The 21,307-nt window shown below is 55.6% G+C and carries 16 protein-coding genes; 4 read left to right on the forward strand and 12 right to left on the reverse strand.

The window, feature by feature from the left end; all coding sequences use genetic code 11:
- Nucleotides 1–20: 20 nt before the first annotated feature.
- The 6 genes from MARHY_RS10080 to MARHY_RS18755 all read right to left on the reverse strand — a co-directional run bounded on the left by MARHY_RS10080 (nt 21) and on the right by MARHY_RS18755 (nt 6,815).
- Entirely contained in the window at nt 21–2,858 is a 2,838-nt protein-coding gene (locus MARHY_RS10080; RefSeq protein ID WP_011784662.1) for a 2-oxoglutarate dehydrogenase E1 component, read from the reverse strand.
- A 316-nt stretch (nt 2,859–3,174) separates the two neighbouring features.
- A complete protein-coding gene (locus MARHY_RS10085) occupies nt 3,175–3,879 on the reverse strand; it encodes a succinate dehydrogenase iron-sulfur subunit (protein ID WP_011784661.1) in 705 nt (234 codons plus the stop codon).
- Nucleotides 3,880–3,894: 15 nt separating this feature from the next.
- Nucleotides 3,895–5,667, reverse strand: a complete 1,773-nt coding sequence (gene sdhA / locus MARHY_RS10090; protein ID WP_011784660.1) for a succinate dehydrogenase flavoprotein subunit — start codon at nt 5,665–5,667, stop codon at nt 3,895–3,897.
- 3 nt (nt 5,668–5,670) lie between these two features.
- On the reverse strand, nt 5,671–6,012 hold the full coding sequence (sdhD, locus tag MARHY_RS10095) for a succinate dehydrogenase, hydrophobic membrane anchor protein (protein WP_011784659.1): 342 nt from the start codon (nt 6,010–6,012) through the stop codon (nt 5,671–5,673).
- Nucleotides 6,009–6,386: a succinate dehydrogenase, cytochrome b556 subunit gene (gene sdhC, locus MARHY_RS10100; RefSeq protein WP_011784658.1), complete on the reverse strand. Its 378-nt coding sequence runs from the start codon at nt 6,384–6,386 to the stop codon at nt 6,009–6,011. The genes sdhD and sdhC overlap by 4 nt, the downstream gene beginning before the upstream one ends.
- 204 nt (nt 6,387–6,590) lie before the next feature.
- Nucleotides 6,591–6,815 (reverse strand): hypothetical protein, encoded by a 225-nt coding sequence (locus MARHY_RS18755; protein WP_014421719.1) that lies wholly within the window; start codon nt 6,813–6,815, stop codon nt 6,591–6,593.
- A 47-nt stretch (nt 6,816–6,862) separates the two neighbouring features.
- Between MARHY_RS18755 and gltA the strand changes: the two genes are divergently transcribed.
- Complete coding sequence (gene gltA / locus MARHY_RS10105) at nt 6,863–8,137, forward strand: citrate synthase (protein WP_011784657.1); 1,275 nt, start codon at nt 6,863–6,865, stop codon at nt 8,135–8,137.
- 79 nt (nt 8,138–8,216) lie between these two features.
- Here the strand turns inward: gltA and MARHY_RS10110 are convergent, their stop codons facing one another.
- On the reverse strand, nt 8,217–9,422 hold the full coding sequence (locus tag MARHY_RS10110; protein ID WP_014421720.1) for a M48 family metalloprotease: 1,206 nt from the start codon (nt 9,420–9,422) through the stop codon (nt 8,217–8,219).
- A gap of 341 nt (nt 9,423–9,763) precedes the next feature.
- Between MARHY_RS10110 and MARHY_RS10115 the strand changes: the two genes are divergently transcribed.
- A complete protein-coding gene (locus MARHY_RS10115; protein ID WP_014421721.1) occupies nt 9,764–10,639 on the forward strand; it encodes an NAD(P)-dependent oxidoreductase in 876 nt (291 codons plus the stop codon).
- 67 nt (nt 10,640–10,706) lie between these two features.
- Here MARHY_RS10115 and topA read toward each other — a convergent pair whose 3' ends face one another.
- The 3 genes from topA to fadB form a co-directional block, all read right to left on the reverse strand.
- Nucleotides 10,707–13,346, reverse strand: coding sequence for a type I DNA topoisomerase (gene topA / locus MARHY_RS10120; protein WP_014421722.1), 2,640 nt, complete (start codon nt 13,344–13,346; stop codon nt 10,707–10,709).
- 265 nt (nt 13,347–13,611) lie between these two features.
- Entirely contained in the window at nt 13,612–14,787 is a 1,176-nt protein-coding gene (gene fadA, locus MARHY_RS10125; protein WP_011784654.1) for an acetyl-CoA C-acyltransferase FadA, read from the reverse strand.
- Between the two features lie 32 nt (nt 14,788–14,819).
- Nucleotides 14,820–16,967 carry a fatty acid oxidation complex subunit alpha FadB gene (gene fadB / locus MARHY_RS10130; RefSeq protein ID WP_014421724.1) on the reverse strand — a complete coding sequence of 716 codons (2,148 nt, stop codon included), beginning with the start codon at nt 16,965–16,967 and terminating at the stop codon, nt 14,820–14,822.
- 315 nt (nt 16,968–17,282) lie between these two features.
- Between fadB and MARHY_RS10135 the strand changes: the two genes are divergently transcribed.
- Together MARHY_RS10135 and MARHY_RS10140 are read left to right on the forward strand one after the other, a co-directional pair.
- Entirely contained in the window at nt 17,283–18,101 is an 819-nt protein-coding gene (locus MARHY_RS10135; protein ID WP_014421725.1) for a hypothetical protein, read from the forward strand.
- Nucleotides 18,102–18,243: 142 nt separating this feature from the next.
- Entirely contained in the window at nt 18,244–18,675 is a 432-nt protein-coding gene (locus tag MARHY_RS10140) for a universal stress protein (protein ID WP_011784651.1), read from the forward strand.
- 25 nt (nt 18,676–18,700) lie between these two features.
- Here the strand turns inward: MARHY_RS10140 and MARHY_RS10145 are convergent, their stop codons facing one another.
- Nucleotides 18,701–19,372 (reverse strand): DUF6901 family protein, encoded by a 672-nt coding sequence (locus tag MARHY_RS10145; RefSeq protein WP_011784650.1) that lies wholly within the window; start codon nt 19,370–19,372, stop codon nt 18,701–18,703.
- The gene (locus tag MARHY_RS10150) at nt 19,369–21,306 is read right to left on the reverse strand and encodes an ATP-binding cassette domain-containing protein (RefSeq protein WP_041654765.1); all 1,938 of its coding nucleotides are present in this window, start codon (nt 21,304–21,306) and stop codon (nt 19,369–19,371) included. Before MARHY_RS10150 ends, MARHY_RS10145 begins: the two co-directional genes overlap by 4 nt.
- Nucleotide 21,307 lies beyond the last annotated feature (1 nt).

Genomic DNA, 21,307 nt, shown 5'->3' on the forward strand with positions numbered 1-21,307 from the left:
ATCCTTAGTTCGGTAGCTCGTCAGATTTCAAACGCGTCGTTAACCAGTTTCTTCTGCTCTTCAATGTGAACAGACATGTGTCCACAGGCAGGAGCAGCAGAAGCCTCACGACCGGCATACTGGAGATATAGCTTGGGATTCAGGCGCTGCAGTGCGTTCCGCATGTGATGCTGACTGCAATACCAGGCTCCCTGGTTCATCGGCTCTTCCTGACACCAGACCACATGCTTGAGCTTGCTGTACTGGCTCAGCAGTTCGTCCAGGTCATCGCTCGGGAACGGGTACAATTGTTCGATACGAACAATCGCGACATCGTCCCGCTCATCCGCCTTCTTCTTCTCCAGAAGATCATAGTAGACCTTGCCACTGCAGAGGATCAGGCGAGTCACTTTTTTCGGATCGGACGGCTCTTTCTCCGGCAGAATTGTCTGAAATGTGCCGGATGTCAGGTCGTCCAGACCCGAAATGGCTTCCTTATGGCGCAGCAGGCTCTTGGGCGTAATGGCAACCAACGGCTTGCGCAACGGACGCTTCACCTGCCGACGCAACATGTGGAATACCTGAGACGGTGTAGTCGGCACACAGACCTGAATATTGTGTTCGGCACACAGCTGCAGGAAACGCTCCAGACGGGCGGAACTGTGTTCCGGCCCCTGCCCTTCATAACCGTGTGGCAGCAGCAGTGTCAGGCCACACAGTCGACCCCACTTATGCTCACCACTGGTCAGGAACTGATCAATCACCACCTGGGCACCGTTGGCGAAGTCACCAAACTGGGCTTCCCAGACAATCAGCGCGTTCGGCGTCGTGGTGGAATAACCGTATTCGAACGCCATCACCGCTTCTTCAGACAGCAGTGAGTCATAGATGTCGAACTTCGGCTGATCGTCTTTCAGATTCTGCAGGGAAATATGAGTAGACCCATCTTTCTGGTTATGCAGAACAGCATGACGGTGCGAGAAGGTGCCCCGGCCCACGTCCTGACCAGTCAGGCGGATCGGGTGGCCTTCGTTCAGCAAAGTGGCATAGGCCATCATTTCGCCGTAGCCCCAGTTCAGGGACAGCGCGCCAGCCGTCATCTTCTCGCGATCATTAACAATCTTGGAAACCTGGCGCTGTATGCTGAACCCTTCCGGCACTTCAGTCAGCTTCTTGCCCAGTTTCTGGACGGTTTTCAGCGCAACGCTGGTCTTGCACTTCGCTGTCCACTCATGGCCCAGATACGGAGCCCAGTCCACGTAAAGCTCTTTGTTAGGCTCTTTAACCAGGGACTTGACCACGTGATCACCCTTGTCCAGGGCGTCCCGGTAATCAGTCTCCATCTGCTTGGCTTCATCTTCGGTGATCACACCGGCTTCAACCAGCTGATCCGCGTAGATCGCACGAGTGGTCTTCAGCTTGCGGATCTTGTCGTACATCAGCGGCTGGGTCGCTGCCGGCTCATCCGCCTCGTTGTGGCCACGACGACGGTAGCAAACCAGATCAATCACTACATCGCGCTTGAATTCGTTGCGGTAGTCCATCGCCATCTGGGTGGCAAACATCACCGCTTCAGGATCGTCGGCGTTCACATGCAGAATCGGCGCCTGAACCATCTTGGCAACGTCGGTGCAATACTCGGTGGAACGAGCATCTTCCTGTTTGCTGGTGGTGAAGCCAACCTGGTTGTTGATCACGATGTGGATGGTACCGCCAACACCAAAGCCCCGGGTCTGGGACATCTGGAAGGTTTCCATCACTACGCCCTGCCCGGCAAACGCAGCGTCGCCGTGCATCACAATGGGTACCACGGTACTGCCATCGGTATCGCCACGACGGTCCTGACGGGCGCGTACCGAGCCTTCCACTACCGGGGATACGATTTCCAGGTGAGACGGGTTGAAGGCCATGGCCAGGTGAACCTCGCCACCTGGCGTCATCACGTTTGAGGAGAAGCCCTGGTGGTATTTCACGTCGCCGGAGCCGGAATCCGCGAGCTTCTTGCCCTCGAATTCATCAAACAGTTCTTTCGGATTTTTGCCCAGGGTGTTGACCAGCACGTTCAGTCGACCGCGGTGGGCCATGCCCAGCACGATCTCTTTGGCGCCATAGGAGCCCGCACGCTGAATCAGCTCGTCCAGGCAGGGGATCAGACTTTCACCGCCCTCGAGACCAAAACGCTTGACGCCCGGATAACGTGAACCCAGGTATTTTTCCAGCCCTTCAGCAGCCGTCAGGCGCTCAAGGATATGCTTGCGGGTTTCGGTCTCGTATTCCGGACGGGAACGAACCGGCTCCATACGTTGCTGGAACCAACGCTTGATGCGCGTGTCTACCACATGCATGTATTCAGCGCCGATGCTCTCGCAGTAAGTCTGGCGCAGGCCCTGAACAATATCGCCGAGTTTCATGCTCTCGGAACCAAAGTTCAGAGAGCCGGTCTGGAACTCCAGATCAAGATCGGATTCGCCCAATTCGTGGAATCGCGGGTCCAGATCTTCTACCTGAGGACGTTGCCAGACACCCAGAGGATCAAGCTTTGCTTCCTGGTGACCGCGGAAACGAAAAGCGTTGATCAGCTGCAGAACACGGATCTGCTTTTTATCAGCGTCGGACGTAGCACTGGCAGGCACGCCATTGGTCGCCAGAAAACGCTGATTGCGGGAGATGTGCTCAAACTGCTCGCGGATGGTGGAGTGAACGATGTCGCGGCCCTGATAGCCATCGACGCTCGGGAGTTTATCGAAGTAACTCCGCCACTCTTCTGGAACTGCGTTGGGGTCTGTCAGGTAGGTTTCAAAAAGCTGTTCAACATAGGCAAGATTGCCACCCTGCAGGTGGGAAGTCTGCCATAACTGCTCCATGATGCTTTCGTGCATTTTGAATAGCTCACCTTGGGCTGGTGCGGGGGAGCCAGTATGGTCGGCCAGGGGTAATTCTCAGTCAATACGGGTTATTACGGCATGACTTTGGCCACCACACCCGGCAAGGATGTTTTCCGTCCCCAGTGATTTTTATACTCAGCAATACTGTCCGGCGACTGGATAAGCGCACCGAAACAGCGTGCATAAGTTTGCACCCCGGTAAGACTTTTGACTATAAGCCTTTGGTTGAAGGCCCCGCATATAGCGAGGCCTTCAGGGGTACTAACTGGTGTCAGAACACCAGTATAGCTGGTGCTGCGAATTTTGCCGGTCAGGTGGCTCTTTGCAGCAACAGGTTCCGGATATGGCCAATTGCCTTTGTGGGGTTCAGGCCCTTCGGACACACACTGACACAGTTCATGATGCCACGGCAGCGGAACACGCTGAACGGATCGTCCAGGTTCGCCAAACGCTCTGCCTGGGCGGTATCACGGCTGTCGGCCAGGAAACGATAGGCTTGCAACAGACCAGACGGACCGATGAACTTGTCCGGATTCCACCAGAAAGACGGGCAAGCGGTAGAGCAGCAGGCACAGAGAATACACTCGTACAGGCCGTCCAGCTTCTCACGATCTTCCGGAGACTGCAGACGCTCGATGGCTGGCGCAGGGTTGTCATTCACAAGGTACGGCATCACTTTTTCGTACTGCTTGTAGAACAGACCCATATCAACCACCAGATCACGAATGACCGGAAGACCAGGCAGCGGGCGCAAAACCAGCTTGTTGTTCTTGACCACATCGGAAACCGGTGTGATGCAAGCCAGGCCGTTCTTGCCATTCATGTTCATACCATCTGAGCCGCAAACGCCCTCACGACAGGAACGGCGAAATGCGACAGTCGGGTCCTTTTCCTTGGCCAGCGCCAAAACATCCAGAACCATCAGATCTTTGCCTTCCGGCAACTCAATCTCAACGTCCTGCATGTAAGGGGCGTTGTCAGTTTCCGGGTTATAACGGTACAGACTTACCAACATTTTCAGGATACCCCCTTAGTAGGTCCGGATCTTCGGCTCGAAGGTCGGAACCGTTTTCGGTGCAAAGTTCACGTCACGCTTACCAACGCGCTTGTCCAGCGGGAAGTACATGGAGTGCTTCAGCCAGTTCTCGTCGTCACGCTCGGTGAAATCGTTACGGGCATGGGCACCGCGACTTTCTTTACGCTCAATCGCAGACTTGGCGGTCGCATAGGCAACTTCGTACAGGTTGTCCAGTTCCAGCGCTTCGATACGGGCGGTGTTGAATGCCTTGCTGGTATCAGTCAGCTTGGTCTTGCGAACCCGCTCACCGATTTCTTCCAGCAGCTTCAGCCCCTTCTCCATGCTTTCGCCGTCACGGAAAACGCCGAAGTAGAGCTGCATGCAGTTCTGCAGGTCTTTACGAACCTGAGCCACATCCTCACCCTCACTTGCACTGTCCAGACGCTCCAGACGAGCCATGGCACGCTTGATGTCTTCGTCGCTTGCGCCGTCGACCTCGAAACCACCACGCAGCTGCTCCTCAATGTGCAGGCCAGCCGCACGACCAAAGACCACCAGATCCAGCAGAGAGTTGCCTCCCAGACGGTTAGCACCGTGTACAGACACACAAGCGGCTTCACCGCAGGCAAACAGGCCCGGAATCGGCTTGTCATTGCCGTTTTCATCCTGAGTCAACGCCTGACCACCAACGTTGGTCGGAATGCCGCCCATCATGTAGTGACAGGTCGGAACCACAGGCACGGGCTCTTTGACCGGATCAACGTGAGCAAAGGTACGTGACAGCTCACAGATACCCGGCAGACGCAGGTTCAGGGTTTCTTCGCCCAGGTGATCCAGCTTCAGCAGTACGTGATCCTTGTCGGGACCACAGCCGCGGCCTTCCAGAATTTCCAGAACCATGGAGCGGGCAACAACGTCACGACCAGCGAGATCTTTGGCGTTCGGAGCATAACGCTCCATGAAACGCTCACCTTCGGAGTTGATCAGGTAACCACCCTCACCCCGGCAACCCTCAGTTACCAGCACACCGGCACCGTGGATACCGGTCGGGTGGAACTGCCACATTTCCATGTCCTGAACCGGGAAGCCGGCACGCAGGGCCATACCGATACCGTCACCGGTGTTGATCAGGGCATTGGTGGTTGACGCATAGATACGACCGGCGCCACCGGTTGCCAGAACGGTCGCCTTGGCCTTGATGTAGCAGACTTCACCGGTCTCAATTTCGATACCGACAACGCCGACCACTTCATCTTTACTGTTCTTGACCAGGTCCACGGCGTACCACTCGTTCAGGAACGAAGTGCCGCCTTTGAGGTTAGCCTGGTATAGCGTGTGCAGCAGAGCATGACCGGTACGGTCGGCTGCGGCACAGGTACGGGCAGCCTGACCGCCCTTACCGTAGTCCTTGGACTGACCACCGAACGGACGCTGATAGATACGACCCTGCTCGGTACGGGAAAACGGGAGGCCCATGTGCTCGAGCTCGAACACTGCCTGCGGACCGACGGAGCACATATACTCAATCGCGTCCTGGTCACCGATGTAGTCAGAACCTTTCACAGTGTCGTACATGTGCCAGCGCCAATCGTCGTTGGGATCAGCGCTTGCGATCGCACAGGTAATACCGCCCTGGGCGGATACCGTGTGCGAACGGGTCGGAAATACTTTCGTGATACACGCGGTATCGAGACCGGATTCGGTCAGCTGGAGGGCGGCTCGCATACCGGCACCGCCACCACCGATAACAATCGCGTCGAACGACATGGTCTTGATGTTAGCCATCGATTAAAGCCCCCAAAGAATCTGAATGCCCCACACGACATATACAAACATTACGAGCACACAGGCTGCCTGAAGCAGAAAACGCGGCATCGCGGATTTGATGTAGTCGGTAGAAACTGTCCACAAGCCAACCCACGCGTGCCCGGCAATGGACAGCAGCGCAAGCAGACTGAAGATCTTGAACCATCCCTGAGCAAACAATGCAGACCACGCCTGGTAGTCAACATCGGTGGTCACAAAGAAGCCAAGCAGGAACAGCGTGTACAGAGCTAATACGTAGGCTGTTACACGCTGGATGATCCAGTCCTGAATACCGTTACGACCAATATTCGTTACACTGTTCATGCCCATACCCAGACTCCTGCCAGAACGATGAGAACAACGGAAACCGCAATCGTGGCTTTCGCGGCGAGGCGCCCGCTTTCAAGCTCTTCGCCAATACCAGCGTCCATCAACAGGTGTTTGATACCTGCAACCAGGTGGTACAGCAGAGCAGACAGGATGCCCCAGATGATCAGCTTCGCCAGGAAGCTGTCCAGCAGCTCATTCACCCGGTTAAAGCCATCTTCTCCGGAAAGGGAGAGATCCAGGCCGTACATCAGGAAGGCAACACCTACGAAGATGATGATGCCGCTGATGCGATGCAGGATCGAAGTAATGGCTGGCAGCGGGAAATGAAACTTGCCGAGATCGAGATTTACTGGTCGTTTGCTATTCACAGCGCTCTCACACTCTCTCTTGGTTCCGCGGGACCGCAAAACGGTGGCGGATGGTTGGTATGTTGGGACCGGAGAATCGGTACGATACCGATAACCGATTGGTTCAGGAGGGCGGATGACTACCCGGTAGCTTGCTATACTCAAGCCCATAAGCCGGTGCATCCCCGATTCCGGGCTACGGATTATAAGGAGACACCCCGGTAATTACAAACTTGCAATCGCCCTCCAGGCCTTGCAGCTTGCAGCCTCCACCCATCTATAAGGCTTATTGACAAAACCAATTTCCGCCCCAGGGGCCCGATATTCCGGATATCCCTCATTTACAAACGGGAAGAAATTTGCCGTTTTCTCCGCCAGTGCATTGACAAAAAAAGCTGACGCCCTATATTTTGCCGCCAGTTTTGCGATAATACGCGCTTTCTGGCGCATCTACACATGCAGAAAAGCTGTTATAGCTAATCAGACAGGAGAGCACCATGACCGACAGGAAAGCCACGCTCTCGGTGGGAGATAAGTCCATTGAGCTACCGGTTTATTCCGGCACCGTCGGCCCTGACGTTATTGACGTACGCGGCCTGGTACAGGAAGGCGTTTTCACTTACGACCCCGGATTTGTATCCACCGCAGCCTGCGAATCGGCCATCACATACATCGATGGCGCCAACGGTGTGCTGCTGCACCGCGGCTACCCCATTGACCAGCTGGCCGAGCACTCCGACTTCCTGGAAGTCTGCTACCTGCTGCTGAACGGCGAACTGCCCAGCGAAGAAGAAAACAAGCGGTTCCACGACACCATCAAAAACCACACCATGCTGCACGACCAGATGCGCAACTTCTTCAACGGCTTCCGCCGTGACGCGCATCCAATGGCCATCATGTGTGGCGTTGTGGGCGCGCTGTCTGCGTTCTATCACGACCAGATGGACGTTTCCGATCCCAAGCAACGTGAAATTACCGGCCATCGCCTGATCGCGAAAATGCCGACCATTGCGGCATGGTGCTACAAGTATTCCATGGGACAGCCGTTCATGTATCCACGGAACGACCTGTCCTACGCAGAGAACTTCCTGCACATGATGTTTGGCACTCCGTGCGAAGAGTACAAGCCAAATCCTGTTCTGGCCAACGCCATGGACAAGATCTTCATTCTGCACGCTGACCACGAACAGAACGCGTCCACCTCCACCGTTCGCCTTGCAGGCTCTACCGGCGCCAACCCATACGCCTGTATTGCGTCCGGCATTGCCGCGCTCTGGGGCCCGGCTCACGGCGGTGCGAACGAAGCGGTACTGGACATGCTGGCCGAGATCGGCGACGAGTCCAACATCGAGAAGTTCATTGCCAAGGCAAAAGACAAGGACGACCCGTTCCGCCTGATGGGCTTCGGCCACCGGGTTTACAAAAACTTCGATCCACGCGCCAAGGTCATGGCTCAGACTGCACACGAAGTATTGAGCGAACTCGGCCTGGAAAACGATCCGCTGCTGAAAATTGCCCAGCGCCTGGAAAAGATCGCCCTGGAAGACGAATACTTCGTTCAGCGCCAGCTGTATCCGAACGTCGACTTCTACTCCGGCATCATCCTGAAGGCCATCGGTATTCCGACCTCCATGTTTACCGTTATCTTCGCCATGTCCCGTACCATCGGCTGGTTCTCCCACTGGAACGAAATGGTCAGCGGTGCCAACCGTATCGGCCGCCCGCGCCAGCTGTACACCGGCTCGCCGAAGCGGGATTACCCGAAGAAGTAAGCAAACCGCTTGCCTTCAAACAGAAAAAAGCCGCTGACTTCAGCGGCTTTTTTTATTTCCCGGTCAGTGTTTCGCCATGCTAACGACAGTCCGCCGGCAGTAGTTTTTCAACAGCGTTCTGACCATAGCAACTCCAGAATAACCCGTTATCGGTGACCTCCGGTTCCAGAACGATGTATTCCGACTCTCCAGTTTCATCAACCCCCATCTCAATGCCGATCACACCACCGTCATAGACATCGATAGCATAGTCTTCGCCAGAGCCCCCGAAGGTACCGCCATAACCAAGCTCCGCCATCGAGCCGGGCCAGGCCTGGTGTTCACTGACATAGGCATCGACAGAATCCGTAACCCCCAAGCCTTCCAGGTAGGCATCCTGATAGCGACTTCTCTCTACGTATTCCTGATACTGAGGAATCGCAACAGCGGCCAGTATGCCGACAATGGCCACCATCACGAGCAAGGACGCAGCCCCTCCCCCAACCCCGAGCCTCGGGACGAACAGAGCGAAAAACCAGGCTAACTTGCTCCGCCCCGGGTGAGATACTTCACGCCCTTCCGACAGGGCAATGGCCGCTGCCATCCGCTTGGTGAGCCAGGGATAATCTCCCGTTATTTCGTTGAAGGACATCCAGAAGCCGTTGGTCACAGCCACTTGCCCTACAAATGCGTCCACGTTGATGGTTTGCCAGCGGGTATCGCCTGCAGCGATTGCTGCCAGCGCTGCCTTGATGTCGTCCGGTGACTGACAGCAGGCTACACCGTAGCGATCACACGTGTATTCTTCGGCACGCCGCAACGCCGGCCCGATGACAGGCAGCCAGGCCGCGGGTGCCAGCACCGGCCCCCAGGAAAGATGGCGCCGGTGAATATGACCCAACTCATGACCTATGTAGAAATCAATGGCGTCCGGGCGCGCCTCCAATGCATCAACGACATCAGTGAACAGCACAACAAAATGCCGTCCAAGAAACTTGGTCGCAAGTGCATTGAAAAAGTCCGTCCGCAGCAGGTAGGCTTCCGGTACCTCCTTTACCCCAACCTTTTCGCAACAACGAATAAGCCGGTCATAGAGATCCGGATATTGCTCGCGACTGATTCGCACCCCAGACCCCTTCAGGTGTGAGATGAAAGCCGAATGGGCAAAGAGAAAGAACACGTACCCCACCAACAGATACAGCAATACAATACCGAGCGTCCCCAGTATCAGAGCCAGCCAGATGGCCACAGCAAGCACCGCCGTCACCAGCAGCAACGGTTTTTCATGTTTGTATACCAGATTCATTTACTTCCCTCACGAATAAACTACAGGCGGCATCACGGCCTCCCCCATTCGCTGAACAACAAGGATAAGAAGCACCGGGAGACCCAAAAACTGGTTTCTCACGGCCTGTAAGCATCCATGCGGCTAGCCTGCTAAGTATAAGAAGGCCTGGAAGCGCCTGCTATCGTATGCGCCTGAAATAGGCAGATAGTTTACCGGTCTGTGATTAGCGTCATGCCTGAGTTGACCATTCTGTGAGCCCAGACCAATGGATACCCCGCGAACGGTCGAAAAGGGTTTCAATCCTTTCGGCTCGATTTCATAATCAAAGCACACTGACACTCACCGACTGGAGTAAATCAATGACAACAACGGTAGCGTTTATTGGCCTGGGCGTAATGGGTTATCCCATGGCGGGGCATTTGGCAAACGCAGGACTTTCTGTCCGTGTCTGGAACCGGTCTGGCGAGAAGGCAACACAATGGGCGTCAGAACATTCAGGCGCCGCCTGTGATTCGATCGCGCTCGCTGTCAGAGACGCAGATTTTGTCATAACCTGTGTTGGCGCTGACAAAGATCTGATCGAAGTATTTGAAGGCGACGAGGGAATCATCGCAAACGCTCCAGAGGGCGCCATCCTGATTGACCACACGACGGCATCTGCGGGGATTGCCGAACGCCTGGCCGAGTCCGCTGGCGCCCGCAAACAGGCTTTTATCGATGCGCCGGTTTCGGGTGGTCAGCAAGGCGCCCAGAATGGCGCACTCACCATCATGTGTGGCGGCGCCGAGCAGGCGTTCGAAAAAGCCAGGCCGGTCATGGCGCACTACGCTCGTGCGCTCAACCTGATGGGCCCGGCGGGCAGCGGGCAGAAAACCAAGATGGTGAACCAGATTGCCATTGCCGGGTTGGTTCAGGGGCTTTCAGAGGCGCTGCACTTTGCCGAACAGGCAGAGCTGGATGTACGCAAAGTGGTAGATGTGATTTCCAAAGGTGCGGCCCAGTCCTGGCAGATGGAAAACCGTTCGGGAACCATGATTGACGGTGAGTTCGATCACGGGTTCGCGGTTGACTGGATGCGAAAGGATCTGGGAATCTGCCTGGAGGAAGCGAGAAAAGTGAATGCATCGCTGCCGGTTACCGCACTGGTAGACCAGTTCTACGCGGATTTGCAATCCATGGGCGGACGACGCTGGGACACATCGTCTCTCATACAGCGACTACGCAAGTTCCGTTAACGCGCCAGCGTATACGAGAATAACGCCCCCTCGCCTTCTCAAAGGCGATGGGGCGCCACCGACCATCTTACTTTTTCTTGTCGCGCGGGACCCAGCGACCATTTTCAAACCACGCTGACCACCCCGTCGCCTTGCCGTCTTTCTCCGACATGACGTACTGCTCTTTTGATTTTCGGCTGTAACGGATCACCGTCGGATTGCCTTCAGGGTCCTTTTCAGGGGCATCCATCAGGTAATCATATTTCGGATCGATTTCCTTACGGTGTGGCTTGATTTCCATCACTAATGGCGGCCGCGTTTCCCGATTTTTCGGGAATTTACTGGCTGCCAAAAACAGGCCGGACGCCCCATCACGCAGTACGTAGGTATCGTCCACCTTATCGCACTTGAGCTCTGGCATCGGCACCGGGTCCATTTTAGGGGGTGCCGGCTCACCATTTTTCAGCAACTTACGGGTGTTCTTGCATTCACTGTTGGTGCAACCGAAGTACTTGCCGAATCGGCCGGTCTTGAGCTGCATCTCGGAGCCACACTTGTCACATTCCAGCGTCGGCCCATCGTAACCTTTGATACGGAACGTACCCTCTTCAACCTCGTATCCTGAGCAGTCCGGATTGTTACCACACACGTGTAGCTTGCGCTTCTCGTCGATCAGGTAGCTGTCCATGGCCGTTCCGCATTTCGGACAGCGGCGCTTTTTCCGGAGCAGTCGGGTTTCGCCTTCCCCTTCCACGTCGTCGTCAGCGCTCACCACTTCGTCACCAGACACCAGGTTAATGGTGGTCTTACAGCGCTCCTTGGGTGGCAGCGAATAGCCGGAGCAGCCCAGGAACACCCCGGTACTGGCCACCCGGATCTGCATATTCCGGCCACAGCTCGGGCACGGTATATCGGTTTCCGTGGGAGTATTCGCGCGCATACCGCCATCCGTCTTTTCAGCGCTTTCCAGCTGATTACGGAATTTGGCATAGAAGTCGTTCAGCACTTTTTTCCACTGAACCTCACCCTCGGCGATCTCGTCCAGCTCATCTTCGAGGCGCGCGGTAAAATCGTAATCCATCAGATTCGGGAAGGATTCCGCCAGTCGCTCGGTCACTATCTCCCCCATCTTCTCCGCGTAGAAGCGGCGATTCTGAAGCTTTACGTAGCCCCGATCCTGAATAGTAGAAATGATGGAGGCATAGGTGGACGGCCGGCCGATCCCCTGCTTTTCGAGCTCTTTGACCAGGCTGGCTTCGGTGTACCGGGGCGCCGGCTTGGTAAAATGCTGGGTTGGATCCAGTTTCTTGAGATCCAGGGGCTGATCCACCTTGATATCTGGCAATGCCACGTCTTCATCTTTCTTGGTGGACTGCGGCGCAGCCTTCAGGAAGCCGTCAAACTTGACGATTCGACCCCGGGTGCGCAGCTCGTAGTCGCCGTTGGCCACCACAATAGACGTACTCAGGAATTCGGCATCTGCCATCTGACAGGCAATAAACTGGCGCCAGATCAGGTCGTAGAGCTTCTCTGCGTCTTTTTCCAGGCCGGTAATATCCGTTGGCCTGCGAGCAACATCGGTCGGGCGAATCGCTTCGTGAGCTTCCTGGGCGCCCTCCTTGCTGCCATAGACCCGCGGCTTCTCAGGCAGATAACGTTCGCCAAACTGCTTCTGGACGAAGTCACGACAGCTGGATACGGCATCCTGGCTCAGATTGGTGGAATCCGTACGCATGTAGGTAATGAAACCGGCCTCGTACAATCGCTGGGCCAGCATCATCGTTTTCTTGACGCTGAAACCCATGCGGTTACTGGCCGCCTGCTGCAGCGTGGAGGTAATAAAGGGTGCAGACGGACGGGATCGGGTCGGCTTGTCTTCGCGCTTGGCCACCTTGAAGCCGCCAGCCTTAAGCCGCTCAACGTGCTCCTTGCTCTGAACTTCGTTGACAGGGCGGTAGGGCTTGTCGTTATAGCGGGTTACTTCGAACCGGACCGGGTCTTTGGTGCCTTCTGCAGCCAGGTCTGCATGCAATTGCCAGAACTCTTCCGGCACAAACTTACGGATCTCCCGCTCCCGTTCCACAATCAGTCTTACTGCGACGGATTGCACACGGCCCGCAGACAGACCGCGGGCAATCTTTGCCCACAACAGCGGCGAGACCATATAACCCACAACGCGGTCCAGGAACCGGCGGGCTTGCTGAGCGTTCACCCGGTTGTTATCCAGGTTGCCCGGATCCTTGAAGGCTTCCTGAATCGCCCGCTTGGTAATCTCATTAAATACCACACGACGGTATTTGTCCGGCTCGCCGCCAATGGTCTCCTGAAGGTGCCAGGCAATCGCCTCCCCCTCTCTATCCAAATCCGTTGCCAGATAGATGTGGTCGGCAGACTTGGCCAAACGCTTGAGCTCGCTGACCACCTTTTCCTTGCCGGGCAGAATCTCGTAACGGGCGCTCCAGTCATGGTCGGGATCAACACCCATGCGGGCTACCAATTGCTCCCGTGCCTTACGCTTCTTGTGCTCGGCTTTCTCGTCCGGGCTCATCTTGCGCGTGGCCGCCGCCTGTTTCGCCCGTTCTTTCGGGTCTGACTGGCTGCCGCTGCCACTTACGGGCAGGTCACGGATGTGGCCAACACTGGACTTCACGATAAAATCCGAGCCCAGGTACTTGTTGATGGTCTTCGCTTTCGCTGGCGACTCGACAATAACGAGACTTTTACCCATATCGGAGATCTGTATCCTTGGCGATCAATCGGTCAATATCTGAACAGAACCGTAAACTCGCATAAAAATCAGGCAACTGGAAAACACAAAGGCTGCCATTCTGTATAGGCTCACTGTTTTACAGGGTCAAGATTGGCAAGACAACCCATTCTTTGATTTCAATCAGCCTTTTTTCCGGGTTCCGTCGCATTTTGCGCGTCCGGAAACAGGAAGGCCCGGCATATGCCGGGCCTCCTGACTGAGCTCACTAATCAGATACTCCTGATCAGATACGCTCCCACACAGTGGCAATGCCCTGACCAAGACCGATACACATGGTGGATACACCAAGCTTACCGCCTTTGGCCTGCATGATATTCAGCAGTGTGGTGGAGATACGGGCACCAGAGCAGCCCAGCGGATGGCCAAGAGCAATCGCGCCGCCGTTCAGGTTCACCTTCTCTTCCATGACGCCCAGCAGTTTCAGGTCTTTCAGAACTGGCAGGGACTGACCAGCGAAGGCTTCGTTCAGTTCCCAGAAGTCGATATCTTCAACTTTCAGGCCTGCACGCTTCAGCGCCTTCTTGGTGGCCGGTACCGGACCGTAACCCATGATCGCGGGATCGCAACCAGCCACTGCCATGCTGCGGATCTTGGCAATCGGGGTCAGACCCAGAGCTTCTGCCCGCTCAGCGGACATCAGCACCATGGCAGACGCACCATCGGTCAGCTGGGAAGAGGTACCGGCAGTCACCGTACCATTTTTCGGATCAAATGCCGGGCGCAGCTGGCCAAGGGACTCAGCTGTGGTTTCCGGACGAATGGTCTCGTCTTCTTCGATCAGCTTCACAAAGCCGTTTTCGTCGTGGCCTTCAATCGGAACGATTTCGTTCTTGAAGCGGCCTTCCTGGGTGGCCTCGTGGGCCAGGCGATGGGAACGGGCGCCGAACTCGTCCTGCTGCTCACGGGTGATACCGTGCATCTTGGCCAGCATTTCCGCGGTCAGGCCCATCATGTTGGACGCCTTGGCGGAGTACTTGGAAGCAGCCGGGTTGTGGTCGAAACCTTCGGTCATGGGTACATGGCCCATGTGCTCAACACCACCGACCAGGAACACATCACCGTTACCAGTCTGGATAGCCTGCGCCGCGGTGTGGATAGCGCTCATGGCGGAACCACACAGACGGTTTACGGTCTGGGCAGCAGACTCGTGCGGGATACGGGTCAGCAGGGAAATCTGCCGCGCCACGTTAAAGCCCTGCTCCTTGGTCTGGTTTACACAGCCCCAGATCACATCTTCTACTTCTTTCGGGTCGAGCTTCGGGTTGCGCTCAAACAGTGCTTCAATCAGCGCAGCCGACAAAGTCTCGGCACGTACGTTGCGGAAACAGCCGTTTTTGGCACGACCCATCGGAGTCCGCACGCAATCGACGACGACAACGTCTCTCGGATTAAGGCTCATAGATCTTTCTCCGTTCGGAAATCTCGTTAGGGTTAGCCAAAGAACTTCTTGCCAGTCTTGGCCATTTCACGCAGCTTCTCGGTCGGCGCGTACAGCGGGCCAAGATCTGCGTACTTGTCTGCCAGTTCGACGAACTTGTCGACGCCCATGTCGTCGATGTAGCGCAATGCACCACCACGGAACGGAGGGAAGCCGATACCGTAGATCAGGCCCATGTCTGCATCGGCCGGGTCTTCAACAATGTTGTCTTCCAGGCAGCGAACGGTTTCCAGGCACAGAGGAATCATCATGCGGGCGATGATTTCTTCTTCATCGAAGTCTTTGCTGCCGTCAACCACAGGCTCGATCAGCTTGTAGGTTTCTTCGTCGACAACCTTCTTCGGCTTGCCCTTCTTGTCTTCTTCGTATTTGTAGAAGCCCTTGTCGTTCTTCTGGCCGTAACGGTTGTTCTCGAACATCACGTCAATGGCAGACTTGAAGTCGGCCTTCATGCGCTCGGGGAAACCGTCAGCCATAACTTCGTTGGCGTGCTTGGCGGTATCCATGCCGACAACGTCCAGCAGGTAAGCCGGGCCCATGGGCCAGCCGAACTTTTCCATCACCTTGTCGATCTTCTGGAAATCGGCGCCGTCACGTACCAGCGCGGCAAAACCACCGAAGTACGGGAACAGAACACGGTTAACCAGGAAGCCCGGGCAGTCGTTGACGACGATCGGGGTCTTGCCCATCGCTTTGGCGTAGGCAACCGTAGTCGCGATAGCCCGGTCACTGGTCTTCTCGCCACGGATAACCTCAACCAGCGGCATCATGTGCACCGGGTTGAAGAAGTGCATGCCACAGAAGTTCTCCGGACGCTTCAGGTTTTTGGCCAGAAGGTTGATGGAGATAGTGGAGGTGTTGGAGGTAAGAATGGTGTCTTCGCGAACTGCATCTTCAGTTTCACGCAGAACAGCATCTTTGACCTTCGGATTCTCAACAACCGCTTCAACCACCAGGTCGACGTTCTTGAAGTCGCCGTAGTTGAGGGTCGGAGTGATCGCGTTCAGCACGTCGCCCATCTGGCCGGCGTCCATCTTGCCTTTGGCAACACGCTTGGACAGCAGCTTCTTGGCTTCATTCAGACCCAGCTTGATGCCGTCCTGATTGATGTCCTTCATAATGATCGGTGTGCCCTTCAGTGCAGACTGGAACGCAACACCGCCACCCATGATTCCGGCACCCAGTACGGCGGCCAGATTCACATCAGAAGCTTCTTTTTCCCAGGCACTGGCTTTCTTCTTCAGGGCCTGGTCGTTCAGGAACAGACCAACCAGACACGCGGCAACGTTGGTCTTGGCCATCTTGGCAAAGCCTTTGGCCTCTACCTCAATCGCCTTGTCGCGGGTCATGCCGGCATGCTTCTGCATGGTCTTGATCGCTTCCACCGGCGCCGGGTAGTTCTTGCCAGCCTTGCCGGCCACGAACGCCTTGGAAATCTCGAATGCCATCATGCTTTCCATGGCATTGAGCTTGATCTTGCCTTTCTTTTCTTCACGGCGAGCCATGTGGTCCAGCTTGCCTTCATTGCACTGCTTGATGATCGCAACGGCAGCTTCAACCAACTTGTCAGCGCCAACAACAGCGTCAACAGCACCGGTTTTCAGAGCGGCATCAGCGCGGTTTTCAGTACCACCAGCAATCCACTCAACCGCATTGTCCACACCGACCAGGCGGGACAGGCGAACAGTACCGCCAAAGCCCGGGAAAATACCCAGCTTCACTTCCGGCAGACCTACCTTGGCCTTGGGAGCCATGACACGATAGTCGGTCGCCAGGCACATTTCGAAACCACCACCCAAAGCGATACCGTTGATAGCGGTAACCGTCGGGAACGGCAGGTCTTCGATGGCGTTGAATACTTCGTTGGCCCTGAGGTTGTTGGCCACGAGGTCTTCTTCGGAACCGGCAAACAGCTCGGTGAACTCGGTGATATCGGCACCGACAATGAAGCTGTCCTTGGAGCTGGTAACTACCAGACCTTTCAGGTTCTTCTGGGATTTGAGTGCTTCAGCTGCGGCGCCCAGCTCTTCGATGGTGAGACGGTTGAACTTGTTGACTGACTCGCCTTGCAAGTCGAAGTCCAACTGAGCGATCCCGCCTTCGATCTCTTTAACCGTGATGGCTTTACCTTCGTAAATCATCAACTGATCTCCAGTCTGTGTTTGGAACTGCTGACAACCGGCGGGCGTTGGTCACCATGCCGGCTGTTTGTGCAGCGAGATTTCGGTCACTGCCCGATCTTCCGATCCAAAAATTCATACAGTCGTTTGAATCGTGAGGGCACACGATGAAAAAAAAAGACGCGTTTGTCAATTTGTTTCTGAATGAAACCTGCAGAAAAAAGGGAGCTGACTCTGTAAGCGCCGGAAACTACTTGATTAGCCGGCAGACTTACTTTAACTTCGGGTTACGACTTTAGTCCACAATAATAAAACTGCATTACGGAGACTCATCCGATGAAAGACGCCCGCCTGCGGATCCAGTCGTTGATTGCCGCGTTCATTCTACTCGCCCTGACGGCTTTGAGCGCAAAGGCCCAGGAGACCGGGGCAGAGTTTCTGTCTGACCTCCACGACTTCCGGGTCAATAACTACCTTGCTCTCGATGCCTTCTACAGCTTCAGTGCGACCGGCGATACCGACACACTGAACCGGATCGTTGTCGGAATCAACAACTCCAACGACGCCATGAATTCCGTGGTGGCGAGCACCAGCGGCGTTCTTTCTGAACAGCAGATTGAGGAACTGAACCAGGCCTTCGACCAGTTCAAGAATCTGATGCGCGGTAACATCAACGAGGTACGCGACCGGGGCTATCCGGATCTTCGCCTGATGGCCGACCTGGCAAACCAGGCCCTGAGTATGAATAACCTGGCCACCGAGCTTTATTCGGTAGCACAGGAAAGCAGCGGAATTAAGGCCAATACCCGTATTGAATCGGCTCGTTCAGCCGCTGTTGTCATGGCCCAGATGATGGCGCGTTATGCCGCCAGAACGCACTCGTCCGTCGCCCAGACCTTCCAGGGCGCCTCCAGCGAAGTTCCGCTCGACGAGCAGGCGAAGACATTCGATCAACTCCTGTCCTCACTCAGGGCCGGCTCAACAAACGGCGAACTCAAGACTGCCCTGGACGATGTCGCTTCCAAATGGCAATTCATCCGTGGCTCGTACATCAACTACAACGAGAACAACGTGGGCTTTGTGATTGATCGCTACTCGAAAGGCATCATTGAAGGCCTGACCAACGCTATTAACCTGTTGCGCGCCAGCGCCTGACGCTCTTCCGGGGTGAGCGGCCAGCTCACCCCAGCCAAATCCCTCCCCCGGTTGATACCGGTCAGCATGACAAAACACTTTCCCCGGTATACTCTCGGTACTATTCTGAACATATTCCCCAAGTACGAAGGAGCGCTAAGTTATGTCCACCTATAAGAAAATGCTGGTTGCCATTGATCTGACCGAAGAGGCACCACAGGTTCTGAACAAAGCCAAGGCAATGTGTGATGCCCAGGGAGCGGAGTTGCTGCTGGTTCACGTTGTTGAGCCGGTCGGCTACGCCTATGGTGGCGATATTCCTATGGATCTGTCTGAACTGCAGGATCAGTTGGACAAAGCCGCTCGTGAACAGCTGGGCAAGTATGGGGATGAATATGGTATTGCGGCGGCCAACCAGGTGGTAACCGTCGGCCGGCCAGAATCGGAAATCCACCGGCTGGCCAAGGAGCACAACGTTGATCTGGTGATCGTGGGAAGCCATGGCCGTAAAGGCTTTCAGTTACTGCTTGGCTCAACTGCCAACGGTGTTCTTCACGGCACGGAGTGCGATGTACTGGCCATTCGTATTCATTGATACTCGTGATGGGAGGGGGAAGGCTCTAGCCCTCCCCCTTCATTCTGGCCTGAAGCTTCCTGAGCTGGCTTTCCAGAGAAACGCTGACACTGGAGGCCATTGAGAAAAAGTTGAGCAGTGCTTTCAGATTACTGTCGCCCTTGCAAACAGCGTGTATCCGCTGCCAGAGCGCCTGATTCACCAGCTGCAATCGCTGGTTACGCTCCACCAGACCTTTCAGTTCCCAGTCCGCTTCCTGCTGATTCCGCTTTGCGAAAAGCTGTTGAAGCAGATAATACCCCACACTGCGCATCACAAATTCGTCACTGTTGGCAAACGGCAGGTGGTGGAGTGCCATCGGCTTGAGCTCCGAAAGCACAGGACAGCCACTGGTAGCCATCTTGAGCCCCAGCAGAGAACGCAACGCCTCTTCCAACGTCGTCTGCTTGAAATAGGAGCGGCGCTCGTCCGTCACGGTTACATCCACTTTCTGATACGCGTCTTCCGCCTGAAACGCCTCTACGACCGGCAGAATCTCGGTTGCCGCCGGGCAATATGGGGTCTCGCCAGGCTTCAGCGGGCAGTTCGAACACTGACAATGTTCGAGACGAACCCAGGCCGGCAGTGACTGACCCTGTGGCGGCGAGGAGGACTCCCCACTTACCTTGAACTCGATATCGCGGCCATCCTGAAATTTGAAATTGTAATTTATGTTCATTGGTTCGCCTGTTCTTCCAGCTCCATCCACCGTTCAATCACCGACTCCAGGCGAGACTCCGTTTCCGCCAGTTGTTCCAGAGTGGCCGATACATCTTCCGGTGGGCCTGAATAAAAATCCGGTTCAGAAATTTTATCCTGAAGCTTAGCTACCTGCTGCTCCAGTTGTTCGATTTTGCCGGGCAATTGTTCCAGCTCAAGTTTAAGCTTGTAGCTCAGTTTGACGGGCTTTGATTTTGCCGACTGCCCCACAGTACCGCCATCCTGACCTGGCTTTTTACCGGAACTGTCGGGCTTATCACGCTTATCCTGTTTGTCCAGTCGGCTTCCCGATGTTTCAGAGGGAAAACGACCACCTTGCCGACGCCAATCGGTGTATCCACCCACGTATTCCATCACTGCCCCGGAACCATCCAGGAAGATGGTGTCGGTCACCACGTTATCGAGAAATTCACGGTCGTGGCTGATAACAATCACGGTGCCCTTGAACTCTGAAAGCTGCTCTTCCAGCAATTCCAGGGTTTCGACGTCAAGATCGTTGGTAGGCTCGTCCAGTACCAGAATATTGGCTGGCTTACTGAACAACTTGGCCAGCAAAAGCCTCGCACGCTCACCACCGGAGAACACACGCACAGGAGAGCGTGCCCGTTCCGGGGTAAACAGAAATTCCTGCAAATAACCCAAAACATGCTTGCTCTGACCATTGATATCGATGAATTCCCGGCCCTCAGCCAGGTTATCCAACGCATTTCTCTGGAGATCCAGCTCTCCCCGCAGCTGGTCAAAGTAGGCGACCTGAAGATTCGTTCCCAGCCGGATACTACCCTCAGTGGGTGTCAGCTCACCTAACAACAGGCGTACGAGGGTAGTCTTGCCCGTGCCATTCTCACCAACCAGTCCGATCTTGTCGCCCCGGAGAACGGTGAGATCCATATTGCGAACCACCGGCTCGCCATCGACATAAGAGAATCCGGCATTGCTCGCTTCCGCAACCAGCTTGCCCGAAATATCCGCCTGCTCCACGGCAAAACTGGCGGTGCCACCCCTCACCCGGCGTTGCCTGTGCTCTTCACGCATCGCTTTGAGCGCCCTCACCCGCCCCATATTCCGGGTGCGTCGAGCCTTGATCCCCTGTCGGATCCAGGCTTCTTCCTGCTTCAGGCGTTTGTCAAAAAGCGCGTTCTGGCGCTCCTCTTCTTCCAGCGCTTTTTCCTTCAACTCCAGATACCGGTCATAGCTGGCAGCAAAACTCACCAGCTGCCCCCGGTCCAGCTCCACAACGCGAGTGGCCATTCGCCGGATAAAGGCACGGTCATGACTGACAAACAACATGGCCCCCCGGAACTGCGATAACGCCTCTTCCAGCCAGGCAATGGCGGGCACATCCAGATGGTTGGTTGGCTCATCCAGCAACAGAATATCCGGGTCTGCCACCAACGCCCTGGCCAGAAGCACTCGCCGCTGCCACCCCCCGGAAAGCGTATTCAGTACCCGATCCGGACCCACTCCATACTGCCCCAGAATCGTGGTTACCTTCTGGTCAAGCCGCCAGCCATCCAGAGATTCCAGCCGTTCCTGAACCTTCATCAAACGCTCAAGACTGGATTCGTCCGCCCTTTGAGACAGCCGGTGGAATTCCGCCAACAGGTCACCGGTTTCCGGAAATGCAGAAGCCACCACATCATAGGCCGTACGAGTGTCGTCCGATGGCAAACTCTGAGGCAACACCGACAGCACTGAGCCATCTTCCAGGCGCACCACACCGCCGTCCGGCGTCACTTCCCCGCTGACGATCTTCAGCAGCGTGGATTTCCCCTCACCGTTTCGCCCCAACAGACACACCCGTTCACCGGGCTCGATGGTCAGGCTGGCCTCATCCAGCAATGGATGCATGCCATAGGCGAGCGAAATCCTGTCTAGCGTTAACAGTGGCACT

This window comes from Marinobacter nauticus ATCC 49840 (assembly GCF_000284615.1).
GTDB classification, from domain to species: domain Bacteria; phylum Pseudomonadota; class Gammaproteobacteria; order Pseudomonadales; family Oleiphilaceae; genus Marinobacter; species Marinobacter nauticus.

Bases quoted from the DNA above. Each gene is read 5' to 3' on its own strand.
- gltA (WP_011784657.1), top strand. From the start codon at position 6,863: ATGACCGACAGGAAAGCCACGCTCTCGGTGGGAGATAAGTCCATTGAG.
- MARHY_RS18755 (WP_014421719.1), bottom strand. From the start codon at position 6,815: ATGCGCCAGAAAGCGCGTATTATCGCAAAACTGGCGGCAAAATATAGG.
- MARHY_RS10085 (WP_011784661.1), bottom strand. From the start codon at position 3,879: ATGTTGGTAAGTCTGTACCGTTATAACCCGGAAACTGACAACGCCCCT.
- MARHY_RS10080 (WP_011784662.1), bottom strand. From the start codon at position 2,858: ATGCACGAAAGCATCATGGAGCAGTTATGGCAGACTTCCCACCTGCAG.
- fadA (WP_011784654.1), bottom strand. From the start codon at position 14,787: ATGAGCCTTAATCCGAGAGACGTTGTCGTCGTCGATTGCGTGCGGACT.
- MARHY_RS10140 (WP_011784651.1), top strand. From the start codon at position 18,244: ATGTCCACCTATAAGAAAATGCTGGTTGCCATTGATCTGACCGAAGAG.
- topA (WP_014421722.1), bottom strand. From the start codon at position 13,346: ATGGGTAAAAGTCTCGTTATTGTCGAGTCGCCAGCGAAAGCGAAGACC.
- MARHY_RS10135 (WP_014421725.1), top strand. From the start codon at position 17,283: ATGAAAGACGCCCGCCTGCGGATCCAGTCGTTGATTGCCGCGTTCATT.
- sdhD (WP_011784659.1), bottom strand. From the start codon at position 6,012: ATGAACAGTGTAACGAATATTGGTCGTAACGGTATTCAGGACTGGATC.
- MARHY_RS10145 (WP_011784650.1), bottom strand. From the start codon at position 19,372: ATGAACATAAATTACAATTTCAAATTTCAGGATGGCCGCGATATCGAG.
- sdhA (WP_011784660.1), bottom strand. From the start codon at position 5,667: ATGGCTAACATCAAGACCATGTCGTTCGACGCGATTGTTATCGGTGGT.
- fadB (WP_014421724.1), bottom strand. From the start codon at position 16,967: ATGATTTACGAAGGTAAAGCCATCACGGTTAAAGAGATCGAAGGCGGG.
- MARHY_RS10110 (WP_014421720.1), bottom strand. From the start codon at position 9,422: ATGAATCTGGTATACAAACATGAAAAACCGTTGCTGCTGGTGACGGCG.
- MARHY_RS10115 (WP_014421721.1), top strand. From the start codon at position 9,764: ATGACAACAACGGTAGCGTTTATTGGCCTGGGCGTAATGGGTTATCCC.